The organism is Colwellia hornerae, from assembly GCF_007954355.1.
Lineage (GTDB): Bacteria > Pseudomonadota > Gammaproteobacteria > Enterobacterales > Alteromonadaceae > Colwellia_A > Colwellia_A hornerae.
In genome coordinates, this window is the sequence record NZ_VOLR01000015.1 from 105,655 (window position 1) to 124,828 (window position 19,174).

The 19,174-nt window shown below is 37.3% G+C and carries 12 protein-coding genes; 1 reads left to right on the plus strand and 11 read right to left on the minus strand.

The genetic code is table 11. The features are described 5' to 3' along the window. The first annotated feature begins 3 nt into the window (after positions 1 to 3). A complete protein-coding gene (locus ESZ26_RS11955; protein WP_146799741.1) occupies positions 4 to 1,866 on the plus strand; it encodes a DEAD/DEAH box helicase family protein in 1,863 nt (620 codons plus the stop codon). Positions 1,867 to 1,922: 56 nt separating this feature from the next. On the opposite strand, the gene ESZ26_RS19245 is transcribed toward ESZ26_RS11955, so the two are convergent. The 11 genes from ESZ26_RS19245 to ESZ26_RS12005 form a co-directional block, all read right to left on the minus strand. Then, a complete protein-coding gene (locus tag ESZ26_RS19245) occupies positions 1,923 to 2,078 on the minus strand; it encodes a hypothetical protein (protein WP_170246370.1) in 156 nt (51 codons plus the stop codon). An 18-nt stretch (positions 2,079 to 2,096) separates the two neighbouring features. Next, positions 2,097 to 2,813: a zeta toxin family protein gene (locus ESZ26_RS11960; RefSeq protein ID WP_146799742.1), complete on the minus strand. Its 717-nt coding sequence runs from the start codon at positions 2,811 to 2,813 to the stop codon at positions 2,097 to 2,099. Between the two features lie 9 nt (positions 2,814 to 2,822). Continuing rightward, positions 2,823 to 4,877: a BREX-1 system phosphatase PglZ type B gene (pglZ, locus tag ESZ26_RS11965; protein ID WP_146799743.1), complete on the minus strand. Its 2,055-nt coding sequence runs from the start codon at positions 4,875 to 4,877 to the stop codon at positions 2,823 to 2,825. Then, positions 4,878 to 5,555, minus strand: coding sequence for a DUF4276 family protein (locus ESZ26_RS11970; RefSeq protein ID WP_146799744.1), 678 nt, complete (start codon positions 5,553 to 5,555; stop codon positions 4,878 to 4,880). Beyond that, the gene (locus ESZ26_RS11975) at positions 5,552 to 6,664 is read right to left on the minus strand and encodes an AAA family ATPase (RefSeq protein WP_146799745.1); all 1,113 of its coding nucleotides are present in this window, start codon (positions 6,662 to 6,664) and stop codon (positions 5,552 to 5,554) included. The genes ESZ26_RS11970 and ESZ26_RS11975 overlap by 4 nt, the downstream gene beginning before the upstream one ends. A gap of 1 nt (position 6,665) precedes the next feature. Beyond that, on the minus strand, positions 6,666 to 10,112 hold the full coding sequence (locus ESZ26_RS11980) for an Eco57I restriction-modification methylase domain-containing protein (RefSeq protein WP_146799746.1): 3,447 nt from the start codon (positions 10,110 to 10,112) through the stop codon (positions 6,666 to 6,668). Between the two features lie 91 nt (positions 10,113 to 10,203). After that, a complete protein-coding gene (brxC, locus tag ESZ26_RS11985; protein ID WP_146799747.1) occupies positions 10,204 to 13,701 on the minus strand; it encodes a BREX system P-loop protein BrxC in 3,498 nt (1,165 codons plus the stop codon). Positions 13,702 to 13,713: 12 nt separating this feature from the next. Continuing rightward, positions 13,714 to 14,259, minus strand: coding sequence for a BREX protein BrxB domain-containing protein (locus tag ESZ26_RS11990; RefSeq protein ID WP_146799748.1), 546 nt, complete (start codon positions 14,257 to 14,259; stop codon positions 13,714 to 13,716). After that, the gene (locus ESZ26_RS11995) at positions 14,260 to 15,042 is read right to left on the minus strand and encodes a hypothetical protein (protein WP_146799749.1); all 783 of its coding nucleotides are present in this window, start codon (positions 15,040 to 15,042) and stop codon (positions 14,260 to 14,262) included. 3 nt (positions 15,043 to 15,045) lie between these two features. Next, a complete protein-coding gene (locus ESZ26_RS12000) occupies positions 15,046 to 15,951 on the minus strand; it encodes a WYL domain-containing protein (RefSeq protein ID WP_146799750.1) in 906 nt (301 codons plus the stop codon). A 176-nt stretch (positions 15,952 to 16,127) separates the two neighbouring features. Continuing rightward, on the minus strand, positions 16,128 to 18,560 hold the full coding sequence (locus ESZ26_RS12005; RefSeq protein WP_146799751.1) for a DEAD/DEAH box helicase family protein: 2,433 nt from the start codon (positions 18,558 to 18,560) through the stop codon (positions 16,128 to 16,130). Positions 18,561 to 19,174: the final 614 nt, after the last annotated feature.

The window sequence follows — 19,174 nt, forward strand, 5'->3', positions numbered from 1 at the left end:
TTTATGACAAATATCGCAAATAAACACCGAGATGCAATAGCAAAGGTATTATCACAAAATACCTTTGAACATCAGCGTAAAGCAGCTCATAGAGCTTTTACACATTTCGACAAAGATAGCAGAGCTGTTGTCATCGCTGCTGAAATGCAATCTGGCAAATCAGGTATTGCTCTCGCCCTTTCAGGTCTACAACGACAAAAGTTAAACGATATCGCAATATGTGACCGTAAGCAGTTAAAAGATACGCTTTATTTAGTAACCATGGCTGATCTGTCTTTATTAGAGCAAGCTAAACAAGACTTAGCCTCATGCAATAATGTTGTAGTTAGTAATTTCACTAATTATGCATCAGCATTGGCTAGCCATTTTAAGCACCAACCACCAAAACTTATTATCATTGATGAATGTCATTACGGTGGAAGTTCAGAGGCGGTTCGGTACTCCAAAATATTTGAGTACCTAGAAAAAGAAAATACCCTGTGTAAAGTAGCTTTTATATCAGCGACACCTTTTAGTGCCTTGTATTCAGCAGGCTCTGATTCCATATTGCGTCATAATTTTAAAACTAGCCTTGTCTTTCATGAAACCAGTAGTGAATATCATGGTATTAGAGAAATGCACCGCAACAACCAAATAGTAAAACTAGCCGAAGATCAACGGAGTTTTTGTGATGATTCATTATTAAGAAGACGGTTCATTCGTCAATTCAAAGAGCATGATTCATCTGGTTGGTCTTTAATCCGAGTACCAAGTAGCCAAGCCAAGATAGCTAAAAACATACTATTAGAGAATGGTATTGCTGAGGAACAAATAATAATTATCGGTCAGAAATTGGTAGGCGTTGATGAAGCTGATCTGGCTAGTATTGATGACTTTAAACGTGAATATCAAACAGCAGCCATGTTTGACGATAAGTTAATTGCCATAACTGTTGCCGGATTTAGGGCTGGCATTAATTTTGGTCATGAAATGAAGAACACGCTAATTAACACATGGGACAGCACCATAGCCAATATTGCCGCAATAGTTCAAGCTAACATAGGTAGAGCTTGTGGCTACCATACAAACACCAATGCCAAGCACTATACTAATTTAGACGCCATTAAAGCGTACAGTGATTTACTAAACCACCTAGAAAGTAATTCAGATACCAACAACTTCGATGGTCTCCAGCAAGTTTTTGAAGACATCTGCATAAAATATGAAGTGAGAGGTTTTGACCGAGGAACCACTATAGCACCGCAAGTAGAATATAAAGTTTCAAAGAAAAAGGATGATAGTCAAACGTACTTCACCGATAGTTTTTTAGTTGTGCCTGGTAAGTTAAAACAAACAGAATACGATTATAGCCAACATACTCAGAATCCTATATTACTTGCAGCCATTAAACTTATTAGAGCAGAGTTACTTAAAGATGATGGCCCTCATCGCAAACAAGGGCGAGCTTTAAAAGGTGAACATCAAAATTGGATCAAGGCTCAATGGGTAAACGGCGTAACTTATGATGATCACACCCCTAGCTGTGCAAAGAGTAGAGCTATAGAATTCACATCACAATTAACTCAAAACGAAACCGTTGAGTTTAACAAAATTGTAAATCCTGGCGGTGGTGAAGCAACTGAAGACAAGCAAGTAATGGCGTGTATTTTTAGTATGTATAATCTTTCAAAAAAAATGGATGCATTCAAGCGGTCTATGGATGAAGAGGATATGGAAGATCTTTGCCAATTACTGAATAGTGAATTCGATGATACTGTAATTTTACTTTACTTGAGAGGTAGTTATTCAAGCGAGATAACCTCAATCAAACAAGAGGAATCATCTCAAATAGCATCGACTAAAATTAGAAATAACTCTATATTTTAAGATCAAAAAAGCCGCTCTAAAAAGGCGGCTTATAATTACAATATCTGTAATAAAAATTAATTACAAACTTTAGACTCTTCAATCATAGCGCGTTGTACAGCAACCGTTTCTTTAATTACTTTATCAAAGAATTTACGTTTATCTTTAGCTGAGCTGTTTCGAACAAATTCAGAAAAGGGCGTAGACTTAACTTTTTCACGTGAATTAAACATGTCTTACTCCTTATTAAATTATGTAAACTGATCTATACCAGCAATGGTTTCAAGCGAGGCGCGATTATACTTTTTGCCAAGTAATACGTCAATATCTGATACATTAAAGTAAGGCTTTTCTCTTGTGCCATCAAGGTTTTTTTCCATAAAAATTATATCTATTTGATTAGTAAATGATTTTTTAAGTTCACTTACGACTCTTTGTGACTCTAAAAATTGATTAACAAAAACCTCTGGAGGAACACGCCTACCTTCAACAATCTCCAGTGCTTTTACTAAACACCATGCTTGTTCAGGGTCTTGATAAACAAATATGATTAAAACATATCGATCTCTTTTCAATGATCGTTCGATATTAGATTTAGCTTTTTCAAAGCTTGAAAGTGTTGAATCAAGTAAGAAACTTACTTTTTTCCTCAACGCCCTATCATGTATTGCTTCTACTAAAAGTGTAGCTGGCCTTTGAAAAAGAGGAGAATTCAAACCTTGGTAATCTTCAAACTCTTTACGTAATTCATCATTTTCAATATGAACGACTTCAACACCATGTTCTTGCTTAAACTGAGAAATAATACTTTTAGCTGTTTCAGTTTTACCTGCACCGGGCGAACCAGCCATGAACACAGAAACAGCACTTTCTTCTTCGGGCAAGTGGTCAATCATCGCCTTAGCTAACTTTTTTTTCATTGCTTTGGCATGAGTTGTTGCCTTCGCAGTTATTTCATCATCGGTCATAAAAAACGCCTAACCTTTACTACAAATATTAATCACAGGCGTTAAACACTCTTGCAAGCTTAAACCACCATGATTGTAATAATCGCCAGCAACATAACCTGATATACCCGGAGCCATGGCTACAGACACATTTTCGTTCCAATGCCATGGTACTTTTAATTCTGCGGTATCAATATTATCTTTCAAAATAGCACAGCGAGCTAATCGTTTTTTCACGATATTTTTTGAAATATTGGCTTCAGCTAATTTATTTGGTACCCATAACCAACCGTGATCAGTAACGATACGAATATTTTTCCAACCTGCTTTTAACAGCCCATCAACTCTTGCAACAACATCTTCCAATACAGCATCAATATTAAGCGGCATCTTCATTTGTTGCTTATGGCCCATATTATCTAAGTCGCCAGTTTGTACCCACGCTGTACCTGTCGGCTCTCCTGTTTCTAAGCCCTCTAAATATTGCCAGCCTTTATCAGCTAACGACTTTTTCAAATGATAAGAACTAAATTCAGAACCTGAGCTAGCAACCATAGGCGTAAAGTTATCATTTTCTTGTGCACCGATGAGTAATTCAGCCACAGGGGTAACCGCCGCTTTTGCCGTTGCCGTTAACGAAGGCAGTGCACACCAATTGGTTTTCAAATTGGTAGAAACTGAAAGCTTGTTTAATTTTTGCTGTAATGTTTTTGCGGTATCAAAACGTAAACCATCAACAAAGAAAACCACCTGACTGCCAACATTATATTGTGCTGTTGATTCTTGAACTTCACCACTACCACTTGTTTTACCTGGGTACCCTTCTGCTCTTACTAAGTTTTGAAAATTCAACGTTACCTGCTCTAACCATGGGGAATAGATAACTGCCAAAATATCAGCGACAACTTGTTGCTGATTAATATCTTTGGTAACAGCCATCGCTTGTATCGCAGCAGCATCAGCTTGCCAAAAACGTTCTTGATACGTATTTGCCATCACTTCAACAGTCGGCCCGGTAAAGGCAATACTAGTATGCTCTACCACTAAAGTTAACTGCTCTAAAATAGTCAACCAAGGGGCTAAATCTAATGTGTACCATAGCCATGACTTTCTATCCGCATGAAGTTCAAATAAGCTTACTAGTTGCTTTTTAATCGTGTTGACGTCTTTATCACTAAAATTTTGTAATGCCGTGGCTAGTTCATTTTCATCTTTGTCGTTTTCAGCTAAAAAGTGACTGGCATTAAAGGCGAGTCCATCTGGCTGTATCGTAGTTAAACACTCTACTAATAACGGTAAGTTATGTGCGGTATCTTCAAAGCGTTGCCAAACTGCTTGCCATTCGCCTTCTGACTCACACAATTTAAACAAAACAGCGTCTAACGGAGTTTTGTCGGGATCAAAACCATAGTTATCTAGGCAAGCTTGTTTGAAAATAGGCCACTTGCTGTCTTTCCATAAAGCCTTTTTATCTGCCGGGTTATTTAACCAACCTAGAATATCTTTAGCCGGATCATTCATTACAATATTAATGAAATCTTGGGCTTCTAGTTTTTTACCTCGTAACGATTCATCAGGTGTTTCTAATAAGTCAGGTAATATTTTTAAAATAGCCGCTTGAGTCTTTTTGTCTTTAGCAACATCAAGCGCTAAACCAACACGTGGGTTAGTTAAAAAGGAACCAACCGACCAATCTCTACCTGCCGTGTTATATGCCCACCAGCAACCTCTGTATTGTAATTCAGCTAAAGGTCTTAAATGATCAGGGCATTGCTCTATCGCACGTAAATCTTTACGGCCAACCCCAGGCAAATATATTATCGGTATTCTACCTTTTGGCAGTTCACATTCTTCTAATACGCCAGCTATGGCACATTTAATCCAAATAGCAGGGCCTATTCGTTCTTCTGGCTTATATTCACCCAGCTCAACAAGTTCGGGGAGATATTGCTTAATAGCAGGCATAGCAGACTGCCACTGGCATTCAATATCAGTCCACAAAATGGCAGCAGGTTCAATTTGTACCGCAGAATTAAAATTAGCGGAATTTCTTAGCTGCTCGGCTAGGTAATCAATTAGTTGCATTTAATGGCCATCTCCGGCAACAGCTTCTATATTAGAAAGCCATTGGTCAAATAATTCGCAGTTCTCACGCATTGAATCCAAACCAACTTCTAACGCAGCTAAAGCACCCATCAAAGGTTTTTCATATCCTCTAATCAAGTTCAGTATTCTCTTGCTAGGAGCCGTTTGAGCGCTATTGTTTATATGCTCTGGTGTTTCAAAGTTATTAGCTATTTGTTGGAACTTCTCAACTAAATCATTCCTGTCCATCCCTGATGCCATTTTCTCTGGGTCACTAAATAATAACCCTTCAAATTCATACATTTGAATAAAAGGAATAAATCGACGCATAGTATCAACGCCTAATTTTTCAGTCAACTTGATCACCAAGGCATCATTTACCCTGCTAGACTTTCGCGTTATTGATTCATTAGCAACTACATCACACTTACCTGGAAATGATGCTGGCAGACCATAAAAATCAAAGAAAGTTGTGCAATAACAGTCGCTATCTCCAAGCAATCTATTTTTGATCTCGGGTAATAAACGCTCAAATTTAAAATTACCACCTTTGTGTCCTGGCTTTCCTATCAGAGCTGGCAACAAAATTATCCCTTGAGCTAAAAAAGGTTCTTGTAATAACTCTTTTACAAAAGCTTCTTCACTTTGACCTTCACATATAACATGAACTCTAATCATTTTGACGGTCTCCCGCCTAAAATGTTCTTCTCCCAAAGTTCACCAACAGAATAATCTTCTAACCAACTTTCAAATTCGGTTTCATCTAAACGTTTAAAACTTGAAGAACCTTTTTCTCGTTCCACCACAATTAAATCATCTATTTCAAATTCATTGAGTAACGGAACCGATTGCGTTGAAATAATTACTTGCATGCGTTGAGAAGCAGAGCGTAATAAAGCACCTAACAATGTAATTGCATAAGGGTGTAAACCCAGTTCTGGCTCATCAATAATAATCGTAGATGGTGCAGATGGCTGCATTAATGCCGTTACTAAACATATAAAGCGAATAGATCCGTCAGACAGTTGGCTTGGCCATAATGCATAATCACTATCTAATTGCGTCCAAAGCAAACGAATTTGCTCTTCTTCACTCTCGAGCTTGGTTGGCTTTAATACAAAATCATCAAAGAAAGGAATGGCTAATCTTACTGTCTTGCGTATCTGACTATATACATCAGGGGAGTCAGTTTTTAAATGATACAAGTAAGCCGCTAAATTAGACGCATCAGTTCTTAAGTATTCATTATCATGCACTGAGCAGTTACGCTTTACGCCAGCAGTATCGCTAGTATCGTGAAAATGATAAACACGCCAGCTTGATATTGAGCTATAACAATAATCTGCCTCTGTTCCTTTATTTCTTTTCTCAAATTCACTTTTTAATTTAGCTTCATTGTGACCAGAGCCTAATGAAATCCATTTTACTCCGTAGTAAGGCCCATCGAAATACAAAGACTCTTGACTAAAAGTAAACCCGCCATCAATAGTTGGTTCAAGAATAAATTTATAGCCATTAATACCAAAAGTAACAAATGATGAAAACTCTGATGTCTCTTTAACACCAAAGCTTAATACTCGCTCAGCCTTTCCCTGTTTTTGACTCCAAACTTGCAAACGGCTGTCTAACATTTCACCTAGTAATTTAAAGTAAGAAACAAAGTTACTTTTACCAACGCCATTAGCACCAATTAAAACATTAAGCCTATTCAGTTTAAGATTTTTCATCGAACGGATTGATTTAAATCCCTCAATACTTAATTGATTTATTGGATTAACAGTACTCATGTTAATTAGTCTCTTTTATTATGTTTCTGGCTTCAATCTTATCAGCTAAAGACAGGTGATGATCATTTATTCTATCGCCTTGTTTGCCGCCGTATTCTAAGCCTAGGTCAAACCATGGAGCTGTGGCGACATCAGTGCCCCTGTCTTTTTTCCAATGAATGTTTGGTTTAAAGCGCAGTACACCTGCTTCTTTTTTTCCTACATCTTTGGTTTGCATAAATGGGCGAATATTTAGGCGTACACCATCGTTTAAGTCAGGGTTCCAGCCTATAGATTGCTCTGCTAATGATTTCCAACGAACAAATATATCAAGACCTTCTTTGCCATTACTTTCACCAACAAGAATAGCTTCTAGTGATTCCTTTAAATTACGGGCTGCTGATAAACGTAGTTCTGCACCTTCAACGCCATCTTTTTCAAGTTGTATTTGGGTACTGATCCAATCATCAAGGTAGGTATAAATCAAACGTTCTAAACCTTTGTAATCAAGCGTGTGGTAATTAACTAACGCTGAGAATCCATCAGCTAAACCATCCCATATTTGCCAAATAAACGGGCGATGTTGAAACAGCTTTGAATGTTGTTCGAAAAACTTATCACGTAACCAAGTGTTTAGATTAGTAGCTTTTACTGATTTGAGTAGATTGTTTAATACCGTCGCAGACCACTCAGCACCATAAGCGGCATGTAAAATGGATTCTAATCTATCATTCGCTGGTTTTTCTCCACGAATGGCAGGAATACAAACAATGCCATCATCATCAACCAAGCCATCAAAGTCTTTGCATTTAGCCAAAACTTCACGCATTTCAGGGGCTAGTTTCATATCGGCATCAAGTTCTGCTGGCCAGCGATAAGCTAATAAACGGGCAACAGCCACTTGTAAAACGGTATCGTCTTGGCGTAAATCACCAATTCCGGTGGTTTTGGTTTCTTCATTCCAAATCACTGATGCACAAGGGTGTCCATGGAAAATCCATTGAGTTAAGTCATCTGAAAATGGCTTAGGTAAGCCATTAGGGTATTTTTCATTAGCTATTTTAAGCCACTTTTCTTCATCAAATGGTATTTTTATCAAAGTGGCGGGAGTTACATTTAACTTTTGGTCAATAATCCGAACGTTTTTTGAAAACTCATCACTATCACAGTAAGTGTATAAAGCAGAAGTATGCTTAGGTGATTTGGGAACTATAGAAGCTGTGGTCTGATCGTAGAAATCACCTTGATATAAAGTAGCTGTCAATGACCCCATTAAACTAATATTTACGCCCGCTTTATTTAAAGCAAGATTACCTTTTCCTGGACGCAACATCCCATTACCAAAAGTAGACCAATCGATTACTTTATTCAGACCAGAGTAAAATTGATTAGCACTAGTCGCGCCTTGAAATGTCCTATGGCTATTTAATATTCGCGGTATTTCAAATATATAGTTCAGCCACTTTTCGCTATCTCCAGAAACAATGCCTCGAGGACATATAGCTTTCGTCGATAAAAGTTCGGCTAAATCATTTAATTCAAAAGTAATTCTTGAATCAGGATTATCTAATTGCTTCATTTGACTAACTGCTTTTATATCTATATATACAAGAGCTTTACTTTTTATCGTTGGATTTCTAAATGTACTAGAATCAATGCCGTGAATAATATTTTCTAAATTACTATTACTTTTCTCTACATCCACTTTTTGACTCAGCATAACCATACAGATATTTGTTATATTGCCAGGTCCATTTTCAAAAGCTTCAGCTCCCCCTCCAAGTAATACAACAAAATTCCATAATTTGTCATTCAACAATTTTTCACGAAATTTTTTATAACGACTTAAAAACAACCAATTCTGTGGTAAAACTATACTTGAAGTTCCACCACCGTTACAAAGTTGCAAGCAACGCTCTAAAAAGACTGTTGCTAAATCACTTCGTCCTTCAGGATAATAAGATGTTGAAAAATCTATTAGAGTTTTAGATTGCTTCCCGCTAGCTAAGTAAGGAACATTTGTAATTACCCAGTTAAATTTTTGAGATAATATACTAGCAGATTTCACTATACTTTGTGCTGTAGTCCTAGTCTCATAATTTATATGTCCCTTAGTTTTCAAATGTTTTGTCAACAATGTCCAAGGTGTATTCCCAAGCTCTTTAACATATTTAAGAGGATCAATCAGACTCCCTAATATAGGAGCATCTTTAAATGTTTTATGCACCCAGTTAACAGCACCCTGTAACTCTTCATCATCTTTCGCTAAACCTTTCCATTCTTTTTGTGCTTCATTTATTGATAAACCTGAGCAAGCTAATTGCAATTCAGGTAATTGACGATAGCCACCAGCGCCAGGATAACGCCAAGCTTCCAATGCTAAAGCAAAAGCGGCTAACTCTACACAACGTTGGTCAAGTTCTAGACCATGGATGTTTTCTGATAACACTTTATCAATCGCTTGTTTCGCGGTTAATGCTTCAAGATGCATTCGCATTGGCACCAGCATCAAAAAATTAGCCACTAAAAAGTGACCCGATCCACAACAAGGATCGAGTGTTTTAAGCTCACTTAAGTGCTCTGGCCACTTATCGAAATCACCCGCAGCATTTGACCATGCATTCGTATTTTCGTCCTGAACAAATCTCAGGTACTCTAATGGCACACTAGGAATAGCGGCTAATTCTCTTAGCTCTTTCTCACTTGTTGCTGTTTGTAAATCATCTGATGTTAAACGACGTTTTGCCCACCAAGCACCTAGAGCGTTGTCGAGTAAAAAGCTGACCATATAAGGTTCGGTAAATAACTGAGTGACCGGACTTAACTCTTTTGCGCCAATTTTCACGCCTAATTCATTAACCTGTTTTTTCTTTTTATTTTGCCAAAACTGGTAACACCAACCTAAGGAATCTGATGCCTGAAAGGTATCAGGATGCAATGCTGCAATAAGTTCTTCGAGGGCGTTAACATGATTAATGGAGAGTTTTACTTCAAATACAGGGGAATCGGTGCGGAATATTTGCGGTAACATTTTTTCAGCCAAGCGACCTGCTAACTCCCAGCCATCTTTGCAATCAGCTTCATCCTCTGCTAGTTCAGAACATTCATCAAGCGTAACCGGAGTGCCTGGTTCATACATCAACAAGTCACTTTGTTCTAAAAAACGAGCAAACAACATACGATGCCAATGTTCGTATGCCATTTCATTAATGAGTAACTCAGTTTCTTGGTCATTAGCTTTTACTAGCGAAGTCGTTTCTTTATGTAAAATATCTCCTAACTGGCGACTATGAGCACGTAAACGATTTCTAAGTTTACGATCAGTTTCAGATAAATAACTCGGTGCACTACCTTCGCTTATACCTAAGCGGGTTAATGCTTCGGTTACCGCTACTTCAACAATTTCACGCGCTTTAACGACAGTGTCTTCAAGTTTTTTACGTAATGTTTTTTCTAATGCAGTTCTCATTAACTATTACTCTATTATTTACTCAACCAATTAAGGTGAATTGTTTTAAACAAGCCAATTATTGACCAAAACGTTTCATAAGATTACTACTTTAAGCAATAGTCACTGGGCCTTTAGCCAACTGGGTGCGCAGTTGCTGCTCGGTATCTTTTAACCATGCTTGTAAGTCGTCTTCTGTTTGAATGGTTGGTTTGTTTACTTTGTAATAAACCACTTGTGGCGTTAATAATTTAATCGCTTCTTTACGCGTTAATTCGAAATAACCTGGTAATGCTGCTATTTTGTCACTCCACTGTTCAAAGCTTGTTTCTTCAATAGCATCATAAACAGCAGCACCTGACGATAAATCGACCTTAGGGACACTTGTAAGGCTTCGTTTTTCTAAAAACTCTTGTTGTTGTGCGTGTTCAAGTTGCGACCAGTTAGAGTCTTCGGCTAAATCACGTTGGCAAACATTAAACTCTTGCTCATATTCAGCCAACTTTGCCGTAATTGCTTCACGTAATGCCGTTGCTGCTTGTTGTAGAAGTGGTTCAACCGGGTTTGGGTCAACTAACAAACTACGGTTTTGAATAATTGATTGGCTTTGTTGTTCAAGGCTTGCATGTACTGCTAAATTTTTACAAAAACGCATTGCTACGCTAAGTTCGTGCCACTGACTACTTCTTGATTTAGCTAGATCAGCTTGGTTTTGCCACTGATTGAACTGAGCAAGTATTTCGTCTTTATCCTCAAAGGCTTGTTGCAGTTGTTCATTACCAGAATGCATTTCTAGGTTTGTTAGTAGCATTGTACTAGGTGATAACGGCAATGGTGATTCACCACCTGCACTTCTGGCTATTTGTTTAGCATTTGCGATGGCTTGTGGTAATTTACTTTGCTCTTCACCTGTTCCGCAGTTTTCTCCTTCTAGCAGTAAGGCGTTAATTAAGCCCCGTACTTTAATAATTTGCACTTTTGATAGCGTGGCATTCTCTGGACGAAACTTTGTTTGTGTTACCGAGGACCTGTCTAGGCTTTTGGCATCAACGGCTTTTTCCTGGCCGTCTGCTGCTTTTAAAACACCTGCCGCTAACATAGCAAATAACGCACCTTCAATGGTGTCTTTACCCCAACCGTAGGGGGCGTTTTGAAATTCATCGATGATCTCACGGCCTGTTTTCATCACCCCAATAAAGCGTTTAACTTCAGCACAAACAGGGTGTTTATCCGCTTCTTCTTTATGACCAATGGCTTCAAGCGCATTGGCATCTGACTGTAATTTAGCTCTGTCATAGACTTTACCCCAGCCTTTATTATCCGCAATCTTAAATTTTATATATAGACGCTGGCAGGCTATTTCTCCGGCTATTTCAATTTGTTTGGTCAACTTTGAGTTTTTATCGTCACCTTCAGCGTCAACTTCCTGACCTCCGGACAGTTTTACTTGGATTTGGTCAAATATGTCTTTGAGAATCATTTTTTTAGCGCGACTCGCTTCTTTAAAACGATACTCCATTGCAGAATAAGCTTCTTTTCCCGCATCAGTTTTTGCGGTTCCACGGACATCAATAGTGCTCTCTGCTGCTTTTAGTTCAACGATTGCTTTACGAAGTTCGTCACGCTGTGTTGTTGGGATATAGATGAAGATAGTCGCGAAGTCTGGATCGGCACCACGAGCCAAATCATTAAATTGCTTTTCAGGTACATCAGGTACCCAAGCATAAAGATTTTTATCAGAATCGCTTGGTAATTCATTACCAAACTCTAAGTTTATGGTTCTAGAGACTGTTGAGACACCTTGTAGAAGCCTTGCACGCATCACTTGCTTACGTACGTATTGCTGAATTTCTTCCGAGCGGAAAAATTCAAGACGTTTAGGATTGTTTTTTAGATCATTTTCTTGCTGACGAAACTCTTCATACCAACTTTGACTTTCTACTGTTTGTAAACGGTATTCTTCACCTTTGGCCGTTTGCATCGGCATGATTAGACCGTCATCAACTAATTTGGTTAAGAGTTTAGGTACAATAGCGCGTAGCTCGTGTTTACCTTCAAGTAGGTTTTCAAGTAACAAATCAGATAAAGTATCCGCATCAGCCGCTATGCCATAGTCAATATCGGAAGGTAATTTACTGATTAATAAAATAAGCGCCAGGATTCGAGCTTGTAGCTTTTGGTCGGAATCACCACCTTTTAAACGGCTGATGCTTTCATAAATATCTTTACCTATTGCGCCACTTTGCACTAGCTTGGTAGCAATTTCGTCATAGATAAAGTCAGCAGGAACAACATAACCAATAGGCTGTTCGGCGGTTATTTTTGTTGCTTCATGTACTACCCGTAATTGGTTTCTTAATTGTGAGCCTGTACCTGTTCTGTCAAGCGCTGGTAATACTTTTTCCCAAAATCGACGACGAACAGGTAGTAATGGATAATCAGCCACCATCCATTTTTCATCATCTTTATTGTGTTCGATAATACTTCCACGAAGGTGGCGTGATATTTCACCCAGCTCTGCGTCTATAACCGTTTGAATGGCACTGCGAGCTGACTCTTTCTTTTGCAGAATAACTTTACGAATAACTGAGTCAACATCGGTGTCTTCAAGTTGCACTGCCACTTGGAAGCGTCCCATTAAACGGTTAAGATTTGCCATTCCTGACAAGGCACTTTGCCCGGTAGCAACGAATAATAATTTTGAATTTAAACGACCATTACCACTACAGGTTTCAACGACTTCTTGTACGTCAAAGGCTTTTTTAACATCATCACCAATGTATTGTTGCACTTCATCAAGTACAACAAGGGTTAACGGCAATTCACCATTAACGGCAAGCGTGTCCATGATTGCGGTAACCATTTCATCATTAGTTACGTCGTCTACAATTTTGTATTGTGCACGTAACATGTCGCGTACTTCTTTTACGTCACTAGCAAAACCTGGAAGCGCTTGAAGTAAGGCATTGCCCATGATGGGTGATACATGAAGGTTTTTTAATTCATGCTCCCATGGGTCACGACCTTCTTTTGCTTTGGCATGTTCGGTAATGTAATTTTGTACTTGCGCTAATACGCCTTCTTCTTTCAGCCACATAACAAAACGCGCTAAATGGTATTGCTCAGGTAAAGCAGCCGATTTAAAGATAATGCCTAAAAAGGCTAAACGGACTTGTTCACCCGCGCCAGCACCTAAAGTACCAGAAGCTGCATGTAAACCTTGGTGTTGGGTAGCAATAGTTGAAAGTTCATCAAACTGCGCTGATATTTTACTAGGTAGGTCAACTAAACTACGCGCGTAAGCACCATTATTTAACTTTTGGTTGGTCCATAAAGTACGCAACATTTTTGCTAAATGAGATTTACCTGATCCAAAGAAACCACTGATCCAAACACCGGGTTGTTCACCATTGTTTTTTACGTTTTGGATGTAAGCGTTAAGTATTTTTTCCATGCCTGCGGCATATGCGCCATCACAAACGAAGGTTCGTAATTCATACTCTAAGGTTTCAAGTGCGGCTTTGGACAAATCATCTTTAACTTGGGCAACACCATTATTGGCAAGGCGGCTAGTAATTGGATCGTTTAAATATATTTCGCGGTTTAGCATTTTATTATTTCCTTATGACATTGCTGTGATGGCAGTTGCGTGGTATCCCCACCCATCCTTGGCATCTAAAAGTTTGTAATTATTATTTTGGTGTTCACCTGGGAAAAAAACGACTAAGCGTCCTTTGATTTCTTTGGCTATTTCTTCTACTAAACCTGATACGGAAGCAAAACCAAATAAGGCTCCACAACCCAGTAAAGCAACTACACCATTTTCGTCTTGTTTTTCTATAAACTGGGCTTTTAAGCTTTCAATAAGCTCGTCTGAAAAATCTTCGTAAAGACCTTTTAAATATTCAGGGTCTTCAAAGTAGGTTTCTTTATAGTCTTGCTCTTCCATCCAGTGTTCAAAACTGTGCGTAAGGTCAAGCTGAAGCCATGGATGGCCACTTTGCGTTGAACTTGCTTCAAACTCACCAATTCTCGCACGAAGTTTTAGTTCATCTTCTTTGTTATACACAACAAAAATAGTACGTTCGTCCGCAGAAACCGCTTGTGGCCAGGGAATACTTATATGGCTGTCAAAGCTTTGCAGTAATTTAGATAATCGATCAGACATTTACTGTTCACCTTCTTGTTGCGCCACTTTAGGTAACTCGATATTTGGAAAGGTGACTTCGATAACTTCACTTATTTGCTTGAAGTTTATTAAACCTCTTAAGGAAGCTCTATGTGCTAGCTCAAACAAATGCTCTTTATCTTGAGATAACATCTGGCACCAAAAACTGTCGAACATTCGTTGACCTGATAAACCATGACAGTGTGCTAAAAACAATGCATACGCAAGGTTTACATAAGTTGCTTTGGGTTGGGCACGATATTTTTTAGCTTTGCCTTCAAGGTAACCCGCTTGTGTCCAGGTGCCATTAATATTTTGTGCGAATGATTTTAGCGATGCTGGGCTAAATCGGTCTGGGTCATCATGTGCTAAGTGTTGCTCTACTGTTTCACGAGGTAAATGTTCACCAAGTTGAAGGGGTAGAATAACGCTGGCTGAGTTTCTAAGAATGGGGTCACGGGCTACTGCAAGTTGTAAAGCCAAAATAGGCTGTGAATCTTCTGATAGTTCCCACCATTGGCGGAATATGTTGAATAATGGAATGTCCATCGACATGCCATATAAATCAACTAAATGACGGAAAGTTAAGGTACGAGATTTTTCAGTTGGTTTATGTAATATGTTGAAGTTAACAATGTCGTCTTCATAATCTTGCTTTGTCGCTGTTTCATCGCGAGAAAATAGCAGCTCTTTTAGCTCTTCAATCATCATACTTCGGGCAGAATGGGCACCATTTCTGCCAAATTTAAAACCAAATTGTGTTAGTTGTTGTTCATTGATCATTTGTTATTCCTGATACCCTGGAGCTATAGCCAAGTTCTTGGCACCATATAATGTTTGTCTGTTGCTAAGCCAAAGTTGATATTCGCCACCTTTTAGAGACGAGTCTTCGGTACAATCGACGTTCCAACGACGAAGTAAATAGCCAACCAGCGCCGCTCTTACTGTTAACTGTAACATCCCGCCATCCATTCCATAATCAAGCTCAATTGCTTGTGGGAATTTAACATTGGTTGGATGAGGCACTATGTGTAAATCCATCTTTCGCATCCATTGATTATCTTCAATGGCAGTTTCAAATTCGTCTACATGCTTATCTTGCAAGGTAACTTTTGAAATACGTGTAATAACAAAATCACGGAATGAATTTGTTTTTCGGTCATAGCCTCTTACATGCCAACGCAAGCCATTATCAATGATTGTATGCGGAACAATTTCTCTCGCCTTTGATCCAGACGATAATGATGTATAAATAATGGAAATGGCTTTACCTTTTAAAATCGCTTGTACTATTCTTGCGACAATAAAAATATCAGGCACATTGAGTTGTAATGGTGCATCTACGGGAAATGCGACTTCCATGACACCGTCAAAACCATCACTTATTTTATGAGATAATTTGGCTAATGTTTGTTTAGAATCGTAACTGAATAGTGGTTTAAAGGTTTTTGCTTGAAGATAACTTCGGTCTTGAGCATTAAAATCTATATTTAGAGGGGCAAGTTCTTTATATAAAGTTAAATCTCTGGTGGCATTTGCCAAACCCATTTCGAATTTTTCGGTAAGTTCTTTTCTATTAATCGAGCCTTTAAATAACAAGGTAAAATCGATAAAAGATAACCTCTGCTTTTGTGCAAAGGTTAGCTTTTCAATTTCATTTGTATTTTTATTCTTTTGAGAAATAATGCTCATACCAATAAAAGCCCATTACTGTAATCATTTTGATTATAGTAATGTACTATTTCTAAATTTTTTGTCAATTTATTACTAGAGTAAATTGCAACTATTTATAGTAATAGTAGGGGAGGGCGATTTTCTTTAGCAAACATGAATATTTGCTAAAGCAGGCATGTTTTTTACTACACTATTTAACCTTCACCATATCGAAGGTTGTAGTAATAAAGGACATTTGAACTTTGATCAGGGCATAAATAGTAATATTCAGTAAGGCGTTGTCCTGTGCCTGAGCGTTTGCTTATTTGAGTTATTTTGAAAAGTTTTTTCAAAAGTTCACGAGTTAAAACTCCTCTTTTATTAAATTCTAGTGTAATACTAGTTGAGCATCCCAATTTAATTAATTCTTTTCTAACTATATACTCCTCATTTTTAAAGATTATTTTTTTAGTGCAAATATAATTAATTAATTCATCGACATTCTTAGAATAGTACTTACCGGTAAATGTAGTGACATTAATATTTAGAATTGAGAAAATTTCATCAAATATTTGACAGATAATTGCTTTTTTAGGTTCTTTAACTTCACAAAACTGTTTATGAAAAATACTGACATTTTTTAAAGGCACTCTGCTTTTCGCCTTATCATCAAATTCAACTAACCTTGCTGCTTCTGATTTTTCCTCAATTGAAGTTAAGTTATAGAATTGAAGTAATGTCATTGCTTCAAGTTTAAGCAGTTCACTTGCGATTAAATCTTGCTCAGACTTCTGTAAAAAATGGTAATTAATGTTGTCATACTCAGCTTGCTGCACAACTGAAATAAAGGTGTCTGTATCAAATTTTTTAATCTGCTTTAGGTATTTCTTACTTTGAGCTAACTCTTTAGTATTAGTCGTTCCATCAATAGTTATTTTATAGCCCATTTTGTCAAAGAGCTTTAATGAAACATAAACGTAATTACGTCTCATTATTCTATTATGATTTAAACGTTCAAGTACCTTAATACAGTTGTTGTCTTTTTTTAATTTAGCTAAATCGTTTTTGCTTTCTAATTCATACGCCTCATATGCTTGTTCATTAAATATGTGGTTCAACCCTGTTGTTTGATAATGTTCGTATGAACTAAATGAAATATGAATCACATTAGATTTTCTGAACCTGCCTGAACTTTGAATAAGCTGAGTGGGAAGTAGGGTTTGGCATGCAAATATATGTACTGAAGATATTGCATCTGTCACGATACTTACGCCACTAGTAATAACAGGTGAGTATAGGTGACAGCTACCTTCTTCCAATGATTTTTCAATATCTACAAAGTACTCTGGATTTGTCTTGTCAATATAACCTCGATCTACGACTATCGGTTTATTCCCTGTTTCTTTTTCTATAGCGGTTTGAATATTTTTGAACTTCGCGTCGTAAGCGTGACTTCCATCACAAAAAGCAGCAACTTTATCGTCATTTTTTAACGACATCAACATACTCTTTAGGTGCAATTCGTAAGGTTGGATAATTAGCTCTTTTGCAAAAGGAAAACCAATGTCGGTATTTTTTACTACCGTAATGTTTTTTCTCATTTTCACTAGCTGTAGAGCAGAAAAATTAGAGAACATAGCGTCGGCTATTACCACTGTTTGTTTTTGTAATAACGTTAACCAGTGATCCATTGCTTCAGAGCAGCGGGACAATGTCTGGGGATGCATTAATTTTTTGCTGCAAAGACTGGACTCACATTCTTCATATTCTTCAATCAAGGAAATTTTTGATTGATTTGAAAATTTTTTATATTTCCAGTTAGTTGTTGCGGAAATAACGCATGCAGCTACACCTGATACGGTAATGTTATTGTTGTTTTTTTTTTGATATTGGTAATTTCGCGCATCGTTTACAAGCTGTTTTGTTAAAGCTTTTGTTGGTGCTATTAATATTGGTTTTTCATCTGTGGTACTGAAGTAATTAAATAAAGGTAAAATTACACTTTGGCTTTTACCAGATCCCATTTTGTCATTTAAAATATACACTCCAGGATTGCTTTTGATGTGTTCAACTAATTCATTTTGATAGCTCATTTTTATTACTTTTACAAATTCAGACTCTCTTGGTTGAATGAAGTCTTCAATCTTTTTATTCTGATCTTCAAAGAATATTTTCGCTTTTTCAAAAGCTACAACCGAAGCTTGAATACCATTAATTTGCAATTCTGTTGGTGCGGCATCGACAACTAACTTTATGACTTCTTCTTTTGTGTATTTTAGCGGAATCTTTTTTATGAGTGAATTTAGTAAGCTCTGTAGTGAAGATTCAAATAGCTGCGGCTCTTTAGCTTGAGCTAATAATGCTCTGTACTTTTGCTCATTAGTGTATTTCTCTAGATTAATTGCTTCGAACTTATACTCTACACCTTCGACAGATAAGCTAATGCCATGCCTTATCGCAAGCTCAGCCCCATAAACTGCATCATGCTTAGTAACCGCAATGATAAAAGTGAACTCTTCTAACTCACATTGTTCGTTTAAGAACATTGTTAATTCGTCTTGATAAAAGCTATCAAATAAAGCACCTTCAGGTAAAATTATTCCTGATTTTTCAATACATAAATATTTTTTTTGTTTAAGTTGATTCAAAATTCATACTCCAAATTAGTTAATGTGTTGAAGCAAGTCAGGTAGTGCACTAAATGCAAAATTTTCTATTTATTATCGACGTCAGTGCTTTGTTGTAGTGTTATATACAGATAATAAAGCTCTGACGTGTTTGATAACTTCCTGCTTACTTCAAATCAAATAATAATTTCTCATGTATTAAATGCACAGCCATCGTTGGAAAACGATTAATCAGGAAATAAAAAAGGAATAGAGTGTTTTTGAAAGTGCCCGAAGCGGCACTTTGGGGAGATAATATCATTGAATTAAGACGTCAGTGCTTTGTAGTAGTGTTATATACAGATAATAAAGCTCTGACGTGGTGTGATAAATTTTAACGTACTTCAAATCAAATAATAATGTAGCGGAGTATCTTGTTATTTTAAGGCCATTTATAAAAATAAGACTAGTATAAAATATAACTCACAGTGAAAAAATAGACCCTGTAACAGATTTTGTGTAACTGCCAGTTTTAAATAAAGTCCTTTAAGCGGTCTTCGAATTCAATCATAAATCGATTCAAGGCCGTTTTCCAGTTTCTTATCGGCATCGTCCATTTCTTGGATGCCGCATCTATCGCTAGATAAACCACTTTT